General features: G+C 57.8%; 19 protein-coding genes. 3 read left to right on the forward strand and 16 right to left on the reverse strand.

Annotated elements, in window-relative coordinates; all coding sequences use genetic code 11:
- Positions 1–53: 53 nt before the first annotated feature.
- The 5 genes from IB265_RS14670 to IB265_RS14690 all read right to left on the reverse strand — a co-directional run bounded on the left by IB265_RS14670 (position 54) and on the right by IB265_RS14690 (position 6445).
- A complete protein-coding gene (locus tag IB265_RS14670; protein WP_192371187.1) occupies positions 54–1304 on the reverse strand; it encodes a TCR/Tet family MFS transporter in 1251 nt (416 codons plus the stop codon).
- A gap of 169 nt (positions 1305–1473) precedes the next feature.
- A complete protein-coding gene (locus tag IB265_RS14675) occupies positions 1474–3777 on the reverse strand; it encodes an NADP-dependent malic enzyme (protein ID WP_192371186.1) in 2304 nt (767 codons plus the stop codon).
- 93 nt (positions 3778–3870) lie between these two features.
- Positions 3871–4011, reverse strand: coding sequence for a DUF2474 family protein (locus IB265_RS37345; RefSeq protein ID WP_192371185.1), 141 nt, complete (start codon positions 4009–4011; stop codon positions 3871–3873).
- Positions 4011–5018: a cytochrome d ubiquinol oxidase subunit II gene (cydB, locus tag IB265_RS14685; RefSeq protein WP_192371184.1), complete on the reverse strand. Its 1008-nt coding sequence runs from the start codon at positions 5016–5018 to the stop codon at positions 4011–4013. The genes IB265_RS37345 and cydB overlap by 1 nt, the downstream gene beginning before the upstream one ends.
- A gap of 11 nt (positions 5019–5029) precedes the next feature.
- Positions 5030–6445 (reverse strand): cytochrome ubiquinol oxidase subunit I, encoded by a 1416-nt coding sequence (locus tag IB265_RS14690; protein ID WP_192371183.1) that lies wholly within the window; start codon positions 6443–6445, stop codon positions 5030–5032.
- Positions 6446–6951: 506 nt separating this feature from the next.
- Here IB265_RS14690 and IB265_RS14695 point away from each other — a divergent pair.
- Positions 6952–8961, forward strand: coding sequence for a DUF2849 domain-containing protein (locus tag IB265_RS14695; RefSeq protein ID WP_192371182.1), 2010 nt, complete (start codon positions 6952–6954; stop codon positions 8959–8961).
- A complete protein-coding gene (locus IB265_RS14700; RefSeq protein ID WP_192371181.1) occupies positions 8948–9436 on the forward strand; it encodes a DUF934 domain-containing protein in 489 nt (162 codons plus the stop codon). Before IB265_RS14695 ends, IB265_RS14700 begins: the two co-directional genes overlap by 14 nt.
- A 242-nt stretch (positions 9437–9678) precedes the next feature.
- Here IB265_RS14700 and IB265_RS14705 read toward each other — a convergent pair whose 3' ends face one another.
- The gene (locus IB265_RS14705) at positions 9679–11022 is read right to left on the reverse strand and encodes a PLP-dependent aminotransferase family protein (protein WP_210334497.1); all 1344 of its coding nucleotides are present in this window, start codon (positions 11020–11022) and stop codon (positions 9679–9681) included.
- A 382-nt stretch (positions 11023–11404) separates the two neighbouring features.
- Here IB265_RS14705 and IB265_RS14710 point away from each other — a divergent pair, with 382 nt between their 5' ends.
- Entirely contained in the window at positions 11405–12283 is an 879-nt protein-coding gene (locus tag IB265_RS14710; RefSeq protein ID WP_192371179.1) for a methylenetetrahydrofolate reductase, read from the forward strand.
- A gap of 116 nt (positions 12284–12399) precedes the next feature.
- Here IB265_RS14710 and IB265_RS14715 read toward each other — a convergent pair whose 3' ends face one another.
- The 10 genes from IB265_RS14715 to IB265_RS37350 all read right to left on the reverse strand — a co-directional run bounded on the left by IB265_RS14715 (position 12400) and on the right by IB265_RS37350 (position 21276).
- Positions 12400–13608: an aspartate aminotransferase family protein gene (locus IB265_RS14715; RefSeq protein WP_246805946.1), complete on the reverse strand. Its 1209-nt coding sequence runs from the start codon at positions 13606–13608 to the stop codon at positions 12400–12402.
- Positions 13605–14774, reverse strand: coding sequence for a phosphoserine transaminase (locus IB265_RS14720; RefSeq protein ID WP_192371178.1), 1170 nt, complete (start codon positions 14772–14774; stop codon positions 13605–13607). The genes IB265_RS14715 and IB265_RS14720 overlap by 4 nt, the downstream gene beginning before the upstream one ends.
- Positions 14775–14787: 13 nt before the next feature.
- The gene (gene deoC, locus IB265_RS14725; RefSeq protein ID WP_192371177.1) at positions 14788–15447 is read right to left on the reverse strand and encodes a deoxyribose-phosphate aldolase; all 660 of its coding nucleotides are present in this window, start codon (positions 15445–15447) and stop codon (positions 14788–14790) included.
- 101 nt (positions 15448–15548) lie between these two features.
- Positions 15549–15956 (reverse strand): hypothetical protein, encoded by a 408-nt coding sequence (locus IB265_RS14730; RefSeq protein WP_192371176.1) that lies wholly within the window; start codon positions 15954–15956, stop codon positions 15549–15551.
- Positions 15946–16110, reverse strand: coding sequence for a cbb3-type cytochrome oxidase assembly protein CcoS (ccoS, locus tag IB265_RS14735; RefSeq protein ID WP_192371175.1), 165 nt, complete (start codon positions 16108–16110; stop codon positions 15946–15948). The genes IB265_RS14730 and ccoS overlap by 11 nt, the downstream gene beginning before the upstream one ends.
- Before the next feature lies 1 nt (position 16111).
- Positions 16112–18316 carry a cation-translocating P-type ATPase gene (locus tag IB265_RS14740; protein WP_192371174.1) on the reverse strand — a complete coding sequence of 735 codons (2205 nt, stop codon included), beginning with the start codon at positions 18314–18316 and terminating at the stop codon, positions 16112–16114.
- Positions 18313–18810 carry a FixH family protein gene (locus IB265_RS14745; RefSeq protein WP_192371173.1) on the reverse strand — a complete coding sequence of 166 codons (498 nt, stop codon included), beginning with the start codon at positions 18808–18810 and terminating at the stop codon, positions 18313–18315. Before IB265_RS14745 ends, IB265_RS14740 begins: the two co-directional genes overlap by 4 nt.
- Entirely contained in the window at positions 18807–20252 is a 1446-nt protein-coding gene (ccoG, locus tag IB265_RS14750) for a cytochrome c oxidase accessory protein CcoG (protein ID WP_192371172.1), read from the reverse strand. Before ccoG ends, IB265_RS14745 begins: the two co-directional genes overlap by 4 nt.
- Positions 20252–21121, reverse strand: a complete 870-nt coding sequence (ccoP, locus tag IB265_RS14755; RefSeq protein ID WP_192371171.1) for a cytochrome-c oxidase, cbb3-type subunit III — start codon at positions 21119–21121, stop codon at positions 20252–20254. The genes ccoG and ccoP overlap by 1 nt, the downstream gene beginning before the upstream one ends.
- Entirely contained in the window at positions 21118–21276 is a 159-nt protein-coding gene (locus IB265_RS37350; RefSeq protein ID WP_192371170.1) for a cbb3-type cytochrome c oxidase subunit 3, read from the reverse strand. Before IB265_RS37350 ends, ccoP begins: the two co-directional genes overlap by 4 nt.
- Positions 21277–21279: the final 3 nt, after the last annotated feature.

Genomic DNA, 21279 nt, shown 5'->3' on the forward strand with positions numbered 1-21279 from the left:
GACAAACTTCACACAACACGCCCAATAGGGCGCGCCGGAGCTTTCCAGGCAATTCAGGCGTCCCTCGCCAGGTCTTGGGACCGGCCGTCGGGGCCGGTGCGGACGCGCTGTTGGAAAATGAAGAGAGAAATGACGACAAGAGAGAAGGCAAGAATATAAGGCGCGCCTGAGAGGGAATATCCGACCGGCGGTCGCGTGAAGTAGCCAAACACGTGCGTGAAGATGAATGGTCCAAGGATGGTCGTCAGGCTTGAAACGCTGGCAAGCGCGCCCTGTAGTTCCCCTTGAACAGACGGGGGAACCTGCGCAGAGGCAATACTGCGCAATGGAGGGTCCGCGAGCCCTTCGAGCGCCGTACTTATGATCACCGCGTAAACCATCCATCCCTGCCACGCAGCGGCGTATCCTGCCATGCCCAACGCGGCGAACGCCATTCCGGCCACCGCCGTGCGCCGTTCTCCAAATCGCGCCACGGCGCGCGGGAGTATGAAAATCATAACGAACGCGCCCCCTATTCCGTATATTCCGAGAGACAATCCGATTTGTCCTTCAGTCCAATCGTGACGATATGCCAACACAAAAGACCAGACCGAAGAGTAAACGGTGTGCGCCAGCCAGTAGAGAAAGAACACGAGACCAAGCCAACGTATGCCTGGATATCTTTGCATATGGCGAAGAGTGCCGATAGGGTTGGCGCGTTTCCACTCAAAGTGGCGCCTATTTTCGGAACGCAACGTTTCTGGCAGGAAGAACAAGCCTATCACAAAGTTGAGGAACGAGAGTATCGCCGCGCCATAGAAAGGCACCCTGGGGCCAAACTCCCCCAGAACGCCACCTATCACAGGCCCCAACGCAAAACCCATTCCTGCCGCGATGCCGATCAGTCCGAAGTTCTTGGACCGATCGCTATCGTTGCTGACATCGGCGATATACGCAGACGCTGTCGCGTAGCTCGCTCCGCTGATTCCCGCGAGAACGCGGCCCACAAAGAGCATCCAATAGCTCGTCGCGAGCGCGCAGATGGCGTTGTCGACTGCGAAAGTGAAAACGGTTAACAGTAGAATGGGCCGTCGACCAAAGCGGTCGCTTAAATTCCCAACCAGCGGTGCAAAGAGGAATTGCATTCCCGAATACACGAACACGAGCCAGCCCCCTTGGATCGCTGCTTCGCCGATCTCGGCACCCGTTAAATCTTCGAGGTAGGCCGGTAGCACCGGCATGATGATGGCGACGCCCGCCACGTTGAGGAAGAGGGTAACGAAAACCAGAAACAGGCCGCGCCGCACGCGCTTTTCGTCAAGCATGACGCCCCCGATGGGTTCGCGGTACGAAAAACTAAAACAACCTCACCATTAGATGTATCCCATTGTCAAAAATCAGACAATGCGGGGGCGCCGGGAACAGCAACCCTTTCAAGGTGCTTGAAAGGGTTTCCCAGGCGGTCGTCTAACGACCGCCTGGAAGGTTTGGCGGTTATCGAGCGTGCTGGGCTTCGATGGCTGCGAGCGCTGTCATGTTGACGACGCCGCGCGACGTCACTGACGTGCTCAGGATATGCGCGGTTCGGGCCGCGCCAAGCAAGAGCGGCCCGACATGTAGAGCGTCGGTAAGTTCCTTCACGACGTTGAGAGTGATATTGGCAGCGTCCAAGTTCGGGAACACCAGAAGGTTAGCCTCCCCCGTTAGCGCCGAACCGGGAAACACACGATCCCGGAACGTTTGAGAGAGTGCGGCGTCCCCGTGCATCTCGCCGTCGTACTGGAGATGCGGAACCTTCTTGCCAACAATCGCTGCTGCATCCCTCATTTTTCGGGCATTCGCCGAATCTCTGGATCCGAAATTCGAATGCGATAGTAGCGCCACCTTCGGCTCCAAGCCGAAACGCGCCACCATCTCTGCTGCCATCTTGGTCATATCGGCTATCTCACCCGCAGTCGGGTCATAATTGACATAAGTGTCGGTAAGGAAGAGCGCGCCTCTCTGCGAGATCAATAAGCTCAGGGCCGAGAAGTCATGGATTCCGGGCACCTTTCCAATGATTTGACGGACGACATCAAGGTGATGCTCGTACCTTCCCACGAGACCGCAAATCAAAGCGTCGGCTTGATTCAGCATGACCGCCAGCGCTGCGATCACAGTGGTGTCGGTGCGTACGATCGTACGCGCGCTTTCCGGAGTTACGCCGGCTCGACCCGCGAGGGAAAGATAAAGGTCGACATACTCGCGATAGCGAGGATCGTCTTCTGGATTAATCAATTCGAAATCGACCCCAGGACGAACTTTCAGACCAAAGCGCCTCAATCGCGCATCCACGACCTGTGGTCGTCCGACCAGTATCGGTCGGGCAAGGCCTTCTTCTATTATCACCTGCGTGGCACGTAGAACGCGCTCGTCTTCGCCATCGGAATAAATCACACGCTTGGGTTCGCTCAGCGCGCGCGCTGCGGCGAATACCGGCTTCATTATCATGCCTGAGCGGAAAACGAACCGGTTAAGGCGGTCAACATAGCCCTCCATATCATCGATCGGGCGGCGGGCTACCCCTGATTCCATCGCCGCCTTTGCCACGGCGGGCGCAATCCATAGTATCAACCGCGGATCGAAGGGCGAGGGTATGATATGATCCGGACCGAAGGTCGGCGTGTCGCCGGAATACGCCCTGGCAACGGTTTCTGAAGGCTCTTCCCGCGCGAGCGCGGCAATAGCCCGCACCGCGGCCATCTTCATCTCTTCGTTGATGGTGGTTGCACCCACATCTAAAGCCCCACGGAAGATGTGGGGAAAGCACAACACGTTGTTGACTTGGTTGATTTGGTCAGAGCGTCCAGTGCAAATGATTGCGTCCGGCCGAACGGCTCTCGCTTCATCTGGCATGATCTCTGGCGTAGGGTTGGCTAATGCTAGGATCAACGGTGACACGGCCATCGATGCAACATGCTCGGGTTTCAATACGCCGCCTGCGGAGACCCCAAGGAAAACATCGGCACCTTTGATGACGTCCGTCAGCGTGCGCGCCTCGGTAGCCTGCGCATACACTTGCTTCCAGCGATCCATAAGGGTGTTTCGCCCTTCGTAGACGACGCCGTCTTTGTCGCTAACCCATATGTTCTCGACTTTAGCACCGAGCGTGACGAGCAAGTTGAGACAGGCGATCGCGGCGGCACCCGCCCCCGAGGTGACGATCTTGGCGCTCTCTATTGACTTGCCCGTAAGCTCCAGGCCGTTGAGAACCGCTGCCGCGACAATTATTGCAGTCCCGTGCTGGTCGTCATGGAAGACCGGAATTCTCATCCGCTCACGCAGTTTCTCTTCTATTTCGAAACATTCAGGTGCCTTGATGTCTTCGAGATTGATTCCGCCGAACGTTGGTTCAAGCGCAGCCACGACGTCGACCATGCGCTCTACTTCGCTCGCGTCCACCTCGATATCGAAGGCGTCTATGTCCGCGAATTTTTTGAAGAGGACAGCTTTTCCTTCCATAACCGGTTTGGAGGCGAGCGGGCCAATACTGCCAAGGCCAAGGACTGCTGTGCCATTGGAGACTACCGCGACAAGATTGCCGCGCGCGGTGTATTCCGTCGCTGCCGCAGGGTCTTGATGAATGGCGATGCAGGGGGCCGCAACCCCTGGCGAGTAGGCGAGAGCCAGATCGAGTTGGTTACCCAGTGGCTTAGTTGGTCGTATCTCGAGTTTTCCCGGCTTTGGATGCCGGTGAAAGGTGAGGGCCGCTTCCTCGTATCCTGAAAACGGGGATTGGGAGGCATTCTTTTCGCTCATCTGCATTCCTCTGGATGCCACCGCTTTCCGCGGTGCGCCCCTTTGTTTTGGTCTCGCCCGTTGGGGAAAGATCCTGCTGTGTTGGAGTATTCTTTAGGCGGTCATCCCGGCCGCGCTCATCAAAAGCCGAAAGAACCCTGCCGCCACCGCCAAAGCAGCAACGCTCGAGCTCCAAATGATAGCGAGCCAACCGATGCGGCGGAGCCACAGGCGTTGAGTGGGAGCAGTCGACATCAGTGATATCCTTCCCCGGCCCTCACCTTTCCGCGGAAGACGTAGTAGGACCAGGCCGTGTAGGCGAGAATAAAGGGGATGATGAACAACGCGCCGACCAGCGTAAACGCCATGCTTTGGACAGGCGCGGCGGACTCCCAGATAGAGACAGCGGGCGGGATTATGTTAGGCCAGAGGCTGATTGCCAGACCTGTGTAGCCAAGGAAGAGGAGCAAAAGGGATAGGAGAAATGGCGCGGCATCGCTTTGTCCCCTGAGCGTCCGTAGCAAAGTCCATGTCGCCACGGTTACGAGAACCGGCACTGGCGCGAAGAAGAGCAAATTCGGCAACGAGAACCACCTCTGCGCGATATTCGGGTGGGCGAGCGGCGTCCAAAGACTGACGATCGCGATGACGCCCAACAGCCCGATCGTGATCGGGCGACCAAGTTCGCGCATCCGCCGTTGAAGCTCGCCTTCGGTTTTCATTACGAGCCAAGTCGCGCCTAGAAGCGCATAGGCAAACAGAAGGCCGATGCCCGCGAAAAGCGCGAAAGGCGAGAGCCAGTCAAGAGGTCCACCCGCATACGCGCCGTCCCTCACCTTAAAGCCGTTTATAAAGGCGCCGAGCGCGACACCTTGCGAAACGGTTGCGACGTAAGAGCCCCAAGCGAAGGCCTTGTCCCAAAAAGCCTTGTGAGCCTCGTCAGCCTTGAAGCGAAATTCGAAAGCCACACCGCGCCAGATCAGCCCCGCCAGCATGAGTACCAAAGGCAGGTACAACGCGCTCAGGATCACCGAGTACGCCAAGGGGAACACAGCCAGAAGGGACGCCCCGCCTAGTACCAGCCATGTCTCGTTACCATCCCAGACCGGTGCGACACTGTTGACCATCACGTCCCTATCATCCCGATCATGAACAAATGGAAACAAGATTCCGATTCCTAGATCGAAGCCGTCCATGATCACGTACATCATCAAGCCGAACGCGATGATGATTGCCCAAAGGAGAGGTAGATCGATACCCAAGATTTTTCTCCTCAATCCAGAGAAGGATCGACATCGTCGGGTGCCGCAGACAGCGGCCTCGCCGGTCGATGAGATCTGCTCCCGTCATCCTTTGAGGGCTGTTCCGCGGATGCTATCGGGCCTTTTGCCATGAGTTTCAGCATATAGCTGACCCCCGTGCCGAAGACGGAGAAATACATGACGATGAAGACGAGCAAAGTCGAGGAGAGCGCTACGGCAGAATGGTTCGATACCGCTTCTTCGGTCCGCATCACGCCGTAAACGATCCAAGGCTGACGGCCAATTTCCGTCGTGTACCAGCCGGCGAGAATTGCAATGAGACCGGAAGGTCCCATCAACATCGCAAAGCGGAGCAGTAGAGGCGACGTATAGAGCTGGCCTCGCCAACGGCACCAGGCACCCCAGAGACCAAGAACCATCATAAACATGCCGAGGCCGGCCATAATACGAAAAGACCAAAACACGATCGCGGAGTTGGGCCGGTCGCGTGGCGCATATTCAGTGAGGCCGGGAACCTGGCCATCCAAGGTATGCGTAAGTACGACGCTGCCAAGCCGCGGAACTTCAATTGCGTACCGAGTTTCCTCAGCTGCCATGTCTGGCAATCCGAACAGAACAAGCGGCATGCCTGCGCCTGGCTCGTTTCGCCAATGGCCTTCAATCGCGGCGATCTTTGCAGGCTGGTGTTTTAAAGTATTAAGCCCGTGCAGGTCGCCAATCGCGATCTGTAAGGGGGCAACGAGCAGAACCATCCACATCGCCATGGAAAACATCGTTTGCACGGCGAGATGATCGTTTCCTCGCAAAAGATGCCAGGCTCCAGACGCCCCCACGAAAAGCGCGGTCGCGAGGAAAGCTGCCACCGTCATATGCGCAAGACGGAAGGGGAAGGAGGGATTGAAAATCACCTTTAGCCAGTCGACGGGCACAACCACGTTATCGACGATTTCGTATCCCTGCGGGGTTTGCATCCAGCTGTTTGAAGCAAGAATCCAAGTTGCGGAAATTAAGGTGCCGATGGCAACCATGATAGTCGCAAAGAAGTGGAGTCCAGGCCCGACCTTGTTCCACCCGAACAACATGACGCCGAGAAACCCGGCTTCGAGGAAAAATGCGGTCAGGACTTCATAAGCAAGCAGCGGCCCGGTGATCGAGCCGGCGAAGGCAGAGTAATAGCTCCAATTGGTGCCGAACTCGTATGCCATCACCAATCCAGAGACCACACCCATGGCAAAATTCACCGCGAATATCGCCGACCAAAAATGGTACAGATCTCGATAGACGATCTCCTTCTTCCATAACCACATGCCTTCGAGAACGGCGAGATAGCTCGCCAGACCTATGGTGATTGCAGGAAAGACTATGTGGAAGGAGATGGTGAAGCCGAATTGCATCCGCGCCAGTTCGAGAGCGGTCAATCCAAACATTGACTTCCCTCCCGCGCTCCAGGTTCGCTCGTAGGATTCCACAAGTTCGATGGCGAGGATCCGAACGCACTGAATCCGCGCGATTGGTCGGTCCGTTTTTCAACCATTGCCAAGAATGCGTCGATCATGTGCTCACCGTACTTATGGGGGACTCGTCCTTGATCGAAGAACGACCAAGGCCGAGCTTGCCATGTTCAGCCTAAACCGAGCGTCCCCAGATTAGGAGCTAGACATAGATATACGTGTCTCAGAAGAGATGACGTCCATACACTGGAGCGAATACAGCCATACATAGCCCGAAGCAAGAGAAACCTCCAGTCAGCGACTGGCGACAATTTTTATCAGAAAACAAGCTCGCATGAGCAAATTATGTCAATTTCGGCCAAAATATAAAAGACACTAGCTTCATATTGTATGTTTTATTGCCGTACTTTCAAGTGCCGCACAGAAGTGCGGGAAACGGACGTGCCGTTGGGAATTAACAGTATGTCAAGCGGAGAGCGGGGATGTCGCACAGTGTAATTACCGGAAACCGGCTGGACGACGGCGTGGTTGTTTGGATGGATAAAGCAGAAGCTTGGGTCGACCGGATTGAGGGAGCTGCTGTGCTCGGTACGGAAGATACCGCGGCCGTTGTCGAGAAATTGCAGATGCGCGACAGTAACGTGGCGATCGATATCCGGGCCATTTCTGTCGAGACCTCCCAAGGTACTCCGGTCCCGGTCGCTCGCCGTGAGCGACTACGAAGTGTTGGCCCCAGCGTCAGACCCGATCTCAGCGTAACGTCACCTGGAAACCGTTGGACGACACAGAGACCCCCGGCTCCGCCATCAGCAATTTCGACGTCACCCTTTGCGGGGATCTACCGGTACGACGAGTACGATCGGCAGTTCCTGCGGGATCGCGCCGAGCAATTTCGTGGCCAAGTACTGCGCCGCATCGAAGGCGAATTGAGCGAAGAGGAATTCAAACCGCTCCGACTAATGAACGGGCTCTATCTTCAATTGCATGGCTACATGCTTAGAGTGGCACTCCCATATGGGGTCCTGAGTTCTTTCCAGATGCGCCAACTTGCCCATGTTGCCCGCTACTACGATCGCGGGTATGGACATTTTACAACCCGCCAAAATATCCAATTCAACTGGCCCAGGCTTTCCGACGCGCCGGACATTCTTGCCGTCCTCGCGGAAGCGGATTTGCATGCCATCCAAACCAGTGGGAACTGCGTCCGCAACGTGACGACGGACCATTTTGCAGGAGCGGCGGCCGAAGAAATCGTTGACCCTCGGCTCTATGCGGAGATATTGCGGCAATGGTCCACCGACCATCCCGAATTCACCTACCTACCTCGCAAATTTAAGATTGCGATCACCGGTAGCCCCCGAGATCGGGCGGCTGTCCGCGTCCACGACATCGGCATTTTGGCCCATCTGAACGAGGATGGTCTACCCGGTTTTCAGGTATTCGCCGGAGGTGGTCTTGGGCGGACGCCTATAGTGGGCACGAAGGTGCGTGAATGGCTTCCGGTCCGCGACTTGCTACGCTACGTCGAGGCAATCTTGCGGGTGTACAATTCGCTCGGACGTCGAGACAACATCTACAAGGCGCGGATCAAGATACTGCTTCGCGACATGAAACCGGAACATTTCATCGAGATGATCGAGGACGAATTCGCCGCAATGCCCCCGGATGCCAACGCCCTTGATGAACGCCTGATCGCGGCGATGGCCGCACGGTTTGTCGATCCTCCCTTCGAAGATCTGCCGGCAGTCACCATCGCGCTTGAAAAAGCCAAACGAAGCGAGCCGGCTTTCTTGGCGTGGTTTAATAGTAATACCCATCGTCATCGGCGGTCAGGATACGTCTCGGCGGTCATCTCCTTGAAGCCGGTTGGTGGAATTCCCGGCGATGTCAGTGCGGACGAAATGGATCTGATCGCCCGAGCGTCCGACGTCTTCTCCTTTGGGGAGATCCGGGTGTCCCACGAACAGAACGTCGTGCTGCCGCACGTGCGCGAGGACCGTCTATACGAACTCTGGCATATGCTGAAAGAAGGTGGATTGGCCTCTTCAAACATCGGCTTGCTCACGAACATCATCTCCTGCCCCGGGATGGACTATTGCAGTTTGGCGACTGCGCGCTCGATCCCCGTCGCGCAGCGTATCGCGGAACGTTTCGCAGATGGGGAGAAGGAGAGAAACATCGGTCCGCTTGATCTCAATATCTCAGGCTGCATCAATGCGTGCGGGCATCATCATGTGGCCGGGATCGGGTTGCTGGGCGTCGACAAAAATGGCGATGAAGTTTACCAGATCACTCTTGGTGGATCTGCAGATGAAAAAGCAACCATCGGCAGCATCCTGGGTCCCGCGGTTGACGCCGACCATGTGCCCGACGCGATAGAGGCGATTACGGAAACTTATGTCGCGAACCGGTCGGAGAGCGAGAGTTTCCTTGAGACTTACAGGCGTATTGGAGCGTCACCCTTCAAGGAGGCCGTTTATGGCCGTCATTAATGGCGATGCTGAGGTGATTGTCGACTACTGGACCTATCCGGAGACAGATGCCGTTCCCCACAGCCAAGGGCCGTACGCCGTACCCTGCGAAGTCTTGGAACAAATGCGCGGCGACGGAATTTTCAAGCGCCCGCTGGGGGTCTACGTCTCGGCCGGCATGACGGCAGAAAGGATCGTACCGTTTTTGAAGGACCTTGAGCTAATCGTTGTCGAGTTCCCGAAATTCCGTGACGGACGTGGCTTTACGGTCGCCCGCACCCTGCGGGAGAGACACCAGTTCAAAGGGGACATCCGCGCGATCGGGCATGTACTGCCCGACCAGCTAAACGCCCTGAGGATGTGCGGCTTCTCGAGTATAGTGACCCCTCAAGAACACCCTCCATCCCAGTGGCAGCATCGCGTTGGCCCGCACTCCGCCACAGACAGTAGCAGCCCGCTGTTACGACGGTTGCTCGTGCGATCTCCCGGAGCGTGATGTTTGGTTACCGAAGATTGACGGCCGCCAACCATGGCACGGAGGTGTCCCGTGGGCATGCGGCCGTCCGCCTTGGCAGGCGTTTGCTTCCGCGGCCTCTTTCCGGATGCCGACCGCCAAGACGGACGCAGCAGTTCTGGCCGTTGTTCAACGTGGACGTGTTTCTGGGGGACTCAAATTCCCGAACAGCCGAATAGCCTATGATGCGCTGATCACGCGGAACTATATCGCCACGCTATCGCTCAGACCACCGCCCGTGCTGCGATCGAGGGTTGGGATATGAGCGTCGCAAGCGAAGTCAAACCATCTTCGAGATCGCCCCGGTCCGGAGCGACGCCCAAGGATATACGGACCGCTTCCATCGGATGGGCCGCTGTTGCGAAGGCCGAACTCGGGACAATGGAAACTCCTGCCCGGTCCGCGTGTTCCGCAAAGTCGACGGCACGCCAGTGATCCGGCAAGCGCAACCAAAGATGATGCCCCTGTGGGTCGGCCGCAAACGAGAGATGCCCCAGGATCGAAGACGCGATTTTTTGTCGTTCCGCATTTTCGCAACGGATCGAGTCCGTAAGATCTTGCAGTACCCCCTCCGAAATCCACCGGCTAGCCAACGCCGACATTAAAGGGGGCGCCATCAGGAGCGTTGCGCGCAGGACGCCAGCCAGGCGCAGCGCCTTCGTGGCACTCGGCGCAACGACGTAAGCAACCCGGAGAGCTGGCGTCGCGCACTTCGATAGCGTTGCGATGTGCCAGGTTATGTCGGGCGCGAGTTCTGCCAATGAAACGGTTCGCTCGGTCCTCAGCGGCGAGTAAGGGTCATCCTCCACGATCAGTACGCCATGCTTCCTTGCGATAGCCGCCAGTTCTCGGCGACGATCTTCCGGGAGTGTCGCTGTCGTGGGATTGTCAATACTTGGGACCACGTAGAGCATCTTCAGGTTGCGCTGGCGGCAAGCTTTTTCGAACGCTTCCGGCACAATGCCGCGCTCATCCATTTCGAGCGACTCAATGTATAGGCCCTTCTGAATGGCCACGGCCTTGAGACCTGGGTATGTCATCGAACCCGCCGCAACGAGGTCGCCTCGGTTGAGGAGCAATTCGCAAAGTGCAAACAGCGCGCTTTGCGCTCCACCGGTCACGACAATCCGCTCGGAGGTCACTCCTTCGATCCTGCTCCCGAGCCACCTCGCCGCGGCCACCCGATCAGGCTCCGAGCCGGTGCTTTCCTGATAGTGAAGGTGCAGCAGACCCTTCGGGCTTCCTAGAATACCCGCAACGCCGCTCGATACTAATTTCCTGAGATCGAGTTCCGAAGGCTGAGAAGGAATGTTCATGCTGAGATCGATCAAGGACGGGCTCTGTTCGCCTGCTTCGCCATCAAGCGTTTCGCTGATGAACGTCCCGCGACCAGCCTGCGCCGACACGAGCCCCCGACGGCGCGCTTCGTTGAATGCGCGCGTCACGGTGGTGAGGTCGACGCCGAGAGCCTCAGCTATAGCTCTTTGAGCAGGAAGTCGATCTCCCCGCGCTACGCGGCCCGAACGGACGTCCGCTTCCAATGCTTCGACGATACCGAGGTACTTCATCCGCGCGGTCTCGACTAATCTCGGCTTCCACATATCTGCCCTCAATCCGTATGCCCTGTTGACATACAATTCGACTAGCATGTATGGCTTTGAGAAGGAAGTCACGAACGCGTATGTTGGAATGTGTGTCCTCTAGCCACTTCCGACCTCATATCAGGTTTGGCGGCAATTCACCAACGCCATACAGGACGAGTCTGGCGACGAGGGCAAATCCCGCTGGGTTGAGGATTCGGTTGAGCGCAATTGCCGCTTCGGCGGTTGCTTGTGAATCTCCCTGCGCTCCCCATGGCCAGCCTTTGCTTCACACGGGGCCGGTTGGCGTGCGGCAGGAACCATCCGTTCGTCCCACGCCGGTTGTCGGGCAGTGAACACGAGGTTGGATATGCGGAACGAAAATGCCCCATTCGATATAAAAATCCACGCAGATGGTCCGTCCTTTGCACTCGAAGTTACCGGAAAGGACATCGGGCAGATAGAAGCTGCCAAGAGCAGCATTGCTTCGGGAACGCCCATCAACATCGCTTTCTTGGGCAATGAGGATCATTCCCAGCGTGTTAACGCGGCTCGCGTGATCAGGGTCTGCGGTTTCGAGCCGGTTCCTATAATTTCTTCACGTCGTCTTCACTCTGAGGCGGATCGGGACACCCTGATAGGGGGGCTAATCCGCGAAGCTGCTCCTGAACGCTTTATCTTCGTGGGCGGCGATCCTGCTTACCCGGCGGGCCCATTCGAAGACTCGCTGGCGCTGTTGCGGAGCGACGTGATTAGACGGCATTCCATCCGTCATGCGGGCATCGTCGCATACCCAGAGGGGCACCCTAAAATCGCCGCGGAAAAACTCTGGGAGTCGCTTAAATGGAAGGTCGGGTTCCTCGCTGACGCCGGGTGTTCGGTCGAAATCACCACTCAATTCGGATTCGACGCCGACGCGATCGTACAGTGGCTGGAGCGCCTGCGTAAGGAAGGTATCAATTCGCCGGTCCGGATCGGAGTGCCCGGACCGGCGGCTGTCGGGAAGCTTCTAAGGTACGCGAAGCAGTTCGGGGTAATCACGTCCGCTTCGATCGCTCGCAGGTATGGCCTTTCTTTGGCCAACAACTTCCATCGAGTGGGACCGGAGCGCTTTTGGAGACGCCTTGGCGCCGGTCTGATCGGGCGCGATCTTGGCCCTGTACATTATCACCTCTACCCCTTCGGAGGGATCGAAGATGGGGTAAAGTGGCTGAGTCACGCTCTGGAGCAGCCCTCAACCACAGATTAAAAGCGACGCGGGTTTCCGCCCCTTGATGGTACGTCGTTGTTACAAAAGGCGCCCCTCGAACGCGGCTGCTGCCGCCGGCTTTTAACCTAGCGTAACAGCCTCGCTCTGTCGCCAAATTACGGCCTCTCTCTCAGCGATCTGGCGACGCTTTGCAGCCGTTCCAGCCCCTCTTCTATTTCCTCGTCCGCCAGGTTAAGCGGCGGCAACAGCCGCATTACGTTGTCACCGGCGGCAACGCAGAGCAGGCCGCGCGCACGTGCGGTAGAGACCGCGAGTTCCATAGGTACAACACACCGCAATCCCAAGAGCAACCCTTCACCACGAACCTCGGTGAATACATCGGAGTATTCCTCTGCGAGCCTCGAAAGCGCTGAATATAGCCGCCTCCCTTTGCGCCGCACTTCGTGAAGAAATGCCTCATCGGCAATTATTTCGACGACCCTTTTCGCTACAGCCATCGCCAACGGGTTGCCACCGAAGGTACTGCCGTGCGTCCCGGGCTTCATACTCGCCGCTACTTGTTCGGTAGCAAGACACGCTGCGACCGGAAAACCATTACCCAGACCCTTTGCCGCAGCGAGTATATCCGGCGTCACTGGCGAGTTCTCATAAGCGAACAGGTGGCCGGTCCGACCGACACCCGTTTGTACTTCGTCGAAGATGAGTAAGGCACCTTGGCGATCGCATAGAGTCCGGATCCGCTCGAGATCGCTAGGATCCAACGCTCGCACGCCACTCTCTCCCTGTATGGGTTCGACGAGAACTGCCGCTGTGTCGGCTCCGCACGCGGCCTCAAGAGCGCACAGATCACCAAACGGAACGGCCTCGAATCCCGGAACAGCGGGGCCGAATCCCTCAAGGTACTTCTCACGCCCGCCTGCGGCGATCGTGGCCAAAGTGCGGCCGTGGAAAGCTCCCTCGAAAGTCACAATTCTTTGGCGTTCGGGATGGCCGTTCGCAAAGTGGTGTCGGCGTGCGGCCTTAATGCATGCCTCGATCGCTTCCGCACCCGAATTGCAGAAGAAGACCCTGTCTGCGAACGTCTTCTGACAAAGCAACCCCGCTAGCGCCTCTTGCTCTGGGATGCGCACTGCGTTCGAAACGTGCCATACCTTCGCCGCCTGCCGGACGAGGACGTTGAGTAGCTCCGGGTGGGAATGCCCAAGACCGGTTACGGCGATACCCGTTGCATAGTCTAGGTACCGGTCACCATCGGCGTTGAACAGCCACGAACCTTCACCATGCGTGAACGAGATATCCGCGCGACTGAAGCACGGAAAGAGGTGCACAAGGCCATCGGTATCGTCGATGCTCATCTCCTTCATGCGATCACCGAGTCCCTCGTCTGATAGTATGCCCAATTCAGCCATTCCAGCGCCAACTCGAGGTCCGACGTCTCAACCGTTGCTCCGCACCAGAATCGAAACCCCGGTGGAGCGACGCGGTAGGCACCGACATCAAAAGCCACGTTTTCCTCCTGAAGCAGCCGGACGACTCCCGTAGCGATTTTCGCTTGCAGCTCTGCATCGCCCGCGAATCGGGGATCTACAATTTTTAGGCAGATCGACGTTTGCGAACGAATTTCCTCACGGCTTGCTAAGAAGTCGCACCAATTGGTTCGTTGCACCCATTCGTTCGCACGAGCGAAATTCGCCTGGCACCGGGCCTCGAGAGCAGGCAGCCCACCGATATCACGCGCCCAAAGCAACCCGTCGATTGCATCCTCAACTGCCAGGAGCGATGGAGTATTTATGGTCTCACCGGCGAAAAGACCCTCTGTGACCAATCCGCGGGCAACCATGCGAAAGACCTTGGGCACCGGCCAAGTCGGCACGTGATCGATCAGTCGCTCAATTGCCCGCGGGCTGAGCACAATCATGCCATGGGCGCCCTCTCCACCGAGAACCTTCTGCCATGACCAAGTTGTGACATCGAGTTTGGACCAAGGAAGATCCATGGCGAAAGCGGCCGATGTTGCATCGCAGATCGTTAACCCCGTTCGCTGGGCCGCTATCCAGTCCCCGTTTGGCACGCGCACCCCGGACGTTGTCCCATTCCAGGCAAAAACGACGTCACGATCTGGTGACGCCTGCGAGAGGTCAGGAAGTTCACCATAGGAAGCCTCGAAAATCCTTCGGTCCTCGATCTCGAGCTCCTTCGCGACGTCTGTCACCCAATCCGAGCCGAAGCTCTCCCACGCGAACACGTCCACACCACGTGGGCCGAGAAGGCCCCACAGCGCCATCTCAATTGCTCCAGTGTCGGACGCAGGGACGACGGCGATACGATAGTCTTCAGGTATCTTCAGCACGCCACGCGTGAGATCGATCACCTCACGCAGTTTGGCTTTACCCGGTTCGGACCGATGGGAGCGGCCCAAGACCGCTCCTTCAAGGGCGGACAGTGACCAACCCGGACGCTTCTTGCAGGGACCGGACGAAAAGTTCGGGCTCTGCGGCTTTTCAAGCGGCTTCTCAGGCGAAAACGGCATCGGTTCAACCCACCTATGACTTTAGCACCAGCGGTCCGACGCTTGTTCCGATGCGGTTTGCACCGGCATTGAGCATCTGTAACGCGTCAGCGCGGGTCCGGATTCCGCCCGACGCCTTGACGCCGATTTCCGTACCGACCGTCTTCCGGATGAGTGCGATGTCATGCACCGTAGCGCCGCCCGTCGAGAAGCCCGTCGATGTTTTCACGAAGTCGGCTCCGGCGGTGGCTGAGATGCTGGAAGTCGTGATTTTTCCCTCGTCAGAAAGCAATGCGGTTTCGATAATCACTTTCAGAATCTTTCCCGTGGAAGCTCTTCTGATCGCAGCCAGTTCGGTTTCGATGTCGCGGTAGCGACCGTCGACAAAAGCGCCGAGGTCAATCACAACATCAATCTCGTCCGCGCCTTGTTGGATTGCCATCTCTGTCTGTTTGAGTTTTACAAGGGTCAATTCCGCGCCGAGTGGAAATCCCACGACGCATGTCGTTTTGACACCCGAGCCTTTCAGGGTTTGAGAGACGCGACTGACATGGATGGGATTCACCACAACCGAGCAGAAACCGAATTCGATGCCCTCGGCGCAAAAGCGCCCGATTTCCTCAACACTGGCGTTTGGCTTTAGGATCGTGTGATCGATCAGGGAGGCGATTTTCCGGCTATTGTCATTTTGCATGACGTTTCTTTCTGTGATGTTGATTTGCGTTCGCGGTGGACTATGCCGACTGCCTTCCCAGGCTACCTGAGGACGCCTGGTTTGTGAGTTGGAGGTGACATCTACTCCTGGACTTTGGCCGGCGGAGCTACTGGGACCTGCTCCGCTTCCAAGTCAGGTTCCATCACTGCGAGGATCAACGTCAGAACCACGATAGGAACACCAACTAGAGCTCCATAAAACGCAACGTCCATGCCGAATTGCATACAGCCAATCATGATCGCGAGAACAAGATTGACCATAGTCCAGGGCAACTGGTCTGCGGCAAAAAAGCTGCGGTACGCGAATCCCAAAAGACGTGTCCCCGTCGTCCGAGGCAAAACGACGAACACAATCCAAGCAGTGCAGGCCCAGAAAGCCCCAGCAGGGCCGGCATAAAGGCCCCCAAAAACCGGTGCCAGCCCGGAGGTCAGAACCAAGGCGAACGCCTTTCGTCTTTTGGTGGATTTAATGAATTCTTCATGCGTCATGGAATGTCTCCACTTTGTCGTCGTCGAGGAATATTCGCTCAGCAGCACCGTCGAGATCGTCGTACTGACCATTGCGCAGGGACCACAGGAAGGCGATTACTCCGAATGATCCAAGCGTGAGAGCTAGAGGTATGAGGAATAGCAGCGGGCTCATTTCAAGGCGCCTCCGCCCCCGGGGGCTGTGCGCGAAGCGCGTTTAATGTGACGATTATCGAGCTTGCCGACATCGCCGCTGCCGCGATCAAAGGAGACGCCCACCCCATAACGGCAATTGGGATTAGGGCGACGTTGTAGACAGCTGCAAACGTAAGGTTCTGCCGGACGATCCCGGCCGACTTTAGCGCGGTCCGGTGGGCAACGGTTATCGATGAAAGCGTTTCCGAGGGGAGGACGAAGTCCGCGGCCACCTGCGCAGCCGGAACACCGTGTCCGAAGCTCGCCGACACAAAGGCGGCGGCTAGAGCGGGAGCATCGTTCAGTCCATCCCCGATCATCAGCGGTTTCTTCCCGCTCGCGCCCCATTGCCGTAGGAAATCGGCTTTCTCCGTTGGCTTCAGCCCCCCATGGCACTCTTCGATCGCGAGGTCATCCGCACATCGGTCGACCGTAGCGCGACGGTCGCCGGAGAGGAGGGCCACTTTCGCCCCTCGCCTTCGGAAGTAAGCAACTGCCTCTGGCGCATCCTTGCGCACATTTTCACTGACGAGGAACCTCACCGGCCCCACCGAATGCGACACCATCCAAAGTTCACCGGCTACATCGATCGTCTCTTGACGCACGTCGCAGAAGACCGCGCTTCCGAGGCGCGCCCGTTCGCCGTTTACGAGACCCGAAATTCCCGCACCGGGTGTCTCGAATAGCTCTTCGACAGGGTCCTCACCTCCGAGGCGGCGCGCCATTGCACGTGCATAGGGATGCCGGCTGACCCTTGCTAGCGCTGCCGCGATTCGGAGGGCAGCGGGATCCGACGGCATCGAGACCAGTTCCGGTCGGCCGTCGGTCAACGTCCCCGTCTTGTCGAACGCTACGCTGTCGATCGCCGCCAATCTGTCCAAAGCATCACCGGAACGTACGAGTATACCTCTCCGGAGCAGACCGCCGATTGCCGCCACCTGAACTGCTGGAATGGCGAGACCGATCGCGCAGGGGCATGCGATGATTAGGACAGTGATGGCATGCAAAAGCGCGGTGGGAATGTCGGAACCGACTATGAGCCACCATCCGACGAATGTGAGAAGCCCGACGGCGTGTATGAGAGGCGTCCAAATGGCAGCTAGCCGATCGGCCATTGTGGCCGCCCGGCCCTTATTGAGTTGAGCCTGTTCAACCAGTCGAAGTATTTCTGATAGGTGGCTTTCGGCTACGGGTTTACTAGCCCTTATGCGTAACTCGATCGGCCCATTGACACAGCCCGCCAGGACTTCGTCGCCAGGGCGTACCAAGTCGGGAAGGGTCTCTCCGGTAACCGCCGAGCGGTCGAGAGTAGATTCCCCGCTCACCACATGACCATCGACCGGCAGCGTCTCGCCGCCAGCGACCAAGACGAGCATCCCCGGCAGCACCGCCGAGGCTGGGATGACTGTCGTCTCAAGATCATCGCTGACAATCGTTGCGTGCTCGGTTCGCATCATCGCCAGGCGCTCTATAGCCTCACGGGATTTGGCGCGAACCCGGAAGTCGAGATAGCGACCAACGAGGAGAACGAAGAGCAGTGTCGACACACTATCGAAATACACGTGCCCGTTGCTGCGAAAGAGTTCCATGAAGCTGATTGCGGCAGCCAGCACGAGAGCGGCGACGATAGGTACGTCGATGTTTGTGCGGCCGGCTTTAAGCGCGGTGAACGCTGACCGGAAGAAGGGTCGGCCAGCGATAGCGAGGGCCGGCACCGTGACCAACGCCGACAACCAATTGAAAAACGCCTGCGTCCCAGCCGACATGCCCTGCGCCTCGCCCGCCCAGACGGCCCATGCCAGCATCATGACGTTGGAAGAAGCGAATGCTGCGATCGCCAGGCAACGGAGCAACTCGCGGCCAGTTCGACGGTACGAAACACTCAGTGAGCCCGCGTCATAGGGTGCGATCGCGTAGCCGAGGTCGCGGACAGTCGCACCAATAGCTTCAGCATGGTCAGCGCTTCCGGTCCATTCGACCGACAACCGGCGAAGGGTGAGATTCACTCGGGCCTTCGTGATCGAAGGATCGCCGGCAAGACCAGCCTCGATCTTGCGGATACAATTTACGCAATGTACCCCTTCAACCAAGAGATCGATTTGCTGTGCTCCGTGATCATTAGCCGAAGCAAAGGCTGCAAGAAGCGTAACCGGCGGAGCTGGGGAACGAGTTGATCCGCTCTTCATGGCAGTACCTCGATCTCGTCGATGATATGAACAACCTGCTCGGCGCGTTGTATCCGCGCTCGGATGAACCACCGGCCAGCGAGTGGCACTGAAAAATGAGCAAGATAGCTCCCGTCTGACTGTCGCTCGTAGTTCACCGCCTGTATCTGAGGGAAACGGCTCATGCGCTCCGCGGTCGCGCGCAGTTTGTCCGCGACGACCGGCTGTCCATTGCCATCGTGAATGCGAAGCGACAGCCGGCCTTCAAGCTTTTCACCTTGCTCGAAGGAGACATCCGTCCTCCAGCCTACCTTCTTTTCCACCTGGCGCTGTGCGAGAACCTCGTTGTAGTTCAGGCCAACGGAATAGGCGTTGTCTGTGACGAGTCCGGGAAAGCTCTGGCTAGCCAGAGCGATGAACGCCGCCTCGAGAATGAAGAGAAGGGCGAAGAACGCAACAAAGCAACCAGGAATCCAGAGGTCTTTTGAAATTGCGGGCGGATGGTCGGGTGTCATCGCGCCGGCCCCCAGAAATAGGTCTCCACCTCTCCAAGTGTCTCCCCGCTCTCGGAATCACTGACGACAAGACGTACGCTCTCCCGCCCAGCCGGCGCTTTCCCGGGTACTGCTGTGACAAACAGCCGGTCTGTTACCCTACGGCTTTCAGGCATCGCGATCGCCACCGTTTCCGCAGATTTTGTGGACTCGGCAAATCTCAGCGTTGCTCCGGGTAGACCTTCTACATGGATCGAAACACCGTGGAGCGAGCCTAACCGATGGGCAAGGCGGAAGCTGAAGTCGTTGCGAACCGAACCATCGGACAACTGAACAAAAGGTTGACCACGTTGCGGTTCGATGTCCACCAACACGCTTTTCATATTCAGCGTCCCGAAGACAATCGCCGCAAATGCGCCAAGACAAAGCACGGCATAAGCAACGATTTTGGGTCGAACAACCCTGATCTTTGGACCGTGGAATGAGCCGGCCGTCTCCGATCCTTCGACATCGAAGCGGATGAGACCGGTCGGACGTTCTATCTTGGTCATGACTTCATCGCATGCGTCAATGCAAAGACCACATCCGATGCAGCCCATCTGCAGTCCTTCCCGGATATCGACTCCCGTCGGACAAACATTTACGCACCGCAGGCAATCGATGCAGTCTCCGCGAGTGGATTCAAATTCACTTGCCTGGCGTGCGAGCGCGGTAAGATCGGTCAATCCAGATCGTAGCGGGACCTTTTTCTTGCCGCGCGGCTCTCCACGCCACTGCTGATAGGTGACAACCAGACTGTCCTTGTCCAGAAGAGCGGCCTGGAAACGGGGCCACGGGCACATATGCAGGCATACGCGTTCCTTCGCGTAGGCCGCGAACAACCAAGTGGTAAGTGTCAGCACGCCGATCGAAATGTACGCGCCCGCAGGCGCGGTCCCTCCGGCCAGCTCCAAAGGCAGGCTCGGTGCGTCGTTGAAGAAGGCTGCAAATCCGAACGCGGTCAGAACTGCAAGCGCAATCTGAACGACCGGCTTGGCGATCTGCGAAGAGACGCTGCCCTTGCCGAACACCCTTTCAGAGTAGCGTTCGACCGTAAAGAACAAGTCAGTCCAAACGGTCTGCGGGCATGCGAACCCACACCAAACGCGCCCCGCGAGGGTCGTGGCACCGAACAATCCGAATGCGGCCAATATCAGCGCGCCGACCGCTATTGGCAAGTCTTGCGGCCAGAACTCGAGACCGAAGATGAACAATCTCCTGCCTGGAAGGTCGAAGAGCACTGCCTGATCGGGCAGCAGCGGTCCGCGGTCCCAGCGGAGCCACGGAACTGCGAAGTAGAAGGTCAGAAGCGCAACGGCCAGACCCGTCTTGATGGTGCGATAGCGCCCGCGTACAGTTTGGGGAATCGGCAGACGCGTTGGATTGCGACGCGAAACAGCGTCGTGGATCGTGGTGGTCGCCATCACATTTCCCCGCCACCGAGCGTATGGACGTAAACAGCAAGCATTCGGATGGTCACCTCGTCCAGACGTCCTTCCCAAGTCGGCATCTGGCCCATTTTCGGCTGCGTGATTTGTCGGACGATTGCGTCCACTGTCCCGCCATAAAGCCAAATCGCGTCGTTCAGTCGGGGCGCACCAAATTCGCGGCCGCCCTCCCCGTTGGGGCCGTGGCAGCTGGAGCAGTTATCCGCGAAGATCGTAGCTCCAGGCATGGAGGCCCTGGTGGTGTCGCGTCCACGATCAGAAAGGCTGAGTACGTAGTTCGCAGCGGCTGTGATTTCGTCGGGACTAAGAACACCACCGAAAGCCGGCATTTCACTCACCCGCGTATCGTCCCCGGAGCCTCGGATACCGTGACGGATCGTGGTATGGATATCGGAGATCTTGCCCCCCCAGAGCCAGTCGTCATCGGTCAGCGAAGGGAACTGACCGATCTGCCCACCGGCGCCGACCCCATGACATGCCGCGCAGTTTTCGTTGAAGGCCGCCTGGCCGCCAGCGATAGCAAACCTTCGCAGGTCATCGTTACCCTCAATTTCCTCAAGGGCGGTCGCGACTATCTGCTTTCTCCAGGAGGCCTGCAACTCACGCGCCTGTTGGGTGGCGTCGGCCAATTCCTTTTTGCTCGACCAATCCAAAACACCCCGCGCGTAGCTCTTCGTAGTCGCGAAGGACGGATAGAGGACCAGGTAGCCGATCGCGAATATCCAAGTGATGATGAAGGTAATCAGCCACCAGTTAGGGATCGGCGTCCTTAGTTCTCGAATGCCGTCCCATTCATGCCCGGTGGTAACCTGACCGGTCAGTTGGTTGCGCTCGTGAATGCTCATCGGTTGCGTCTTTCTTCCTCGAATGGGATCAGCGCGTGAAGCTCCATGACTCTACGTGCCGACGGGCGGAACACGTGCCAGAGGATCCCGCCAAACAACGTGACGGCGATGACGAGCCAAACGTTTAGGAATGAACTGATGATGGATTGCAGCATGGC

It is taken from the genome of Ensifer sp. ENS10 (genome assembly GCF_014852025.1).
Classification (GTDB): Bacteria; Pseudomonadota; Alphaproteobacteria; order Rhizobiales; family Rhizobiaceae; genus Ensifer.